The following is a 332-nucleotide window of genomic DNA, read 5'->3' on the forward strand; positions in this document are numbered from 1 at the left end:
ACTCTACTGGTTGGGGAAGTTCTTCTGGTTCTTCTAATAGTGGAAATACTAATATATATTCCAAAGTTCCTAATTCTTCACTAGCGTTTAACTTTACCGGAACTGAATTAAATGTTATTGGATTTAAAGGGAAAGCTGTTGGTATTGCTAAGATTACTATTGACGGCACTTCTTATACTTGGGATGGTTATTCTGCTACTGATGCATATAAGCAAGTTCTATTCAAAAAAACTGGTTTAGCAAGTGGCACTCATACTGTTATCATTGAAGTTACTGGCCAAAAGAATGCTTCTGCTTCTGATTCTTATATCAACTTAGATGCTTTTGATATC

The 332-nt window shown here is 34.6% G+C and carries 1 pseudogene; it reads left to right on the forward strand.

From position 1 onward, the window contains the following. Positions 1–332: pseudogene (locus tag FAY47_RS20560) on the forward strand (cellulosome anchor protein); the annotation flags it as partial.

This window comes from Clostridium sp. HBUAS56017 (genome assembly GCF_007115085.1).
GTDB classification, from domain to species: Bacteria; Bacillota; Clostridia; order Clostridiales; family Clostridiaceae; genus Clostridium; species Clostridium cibarium.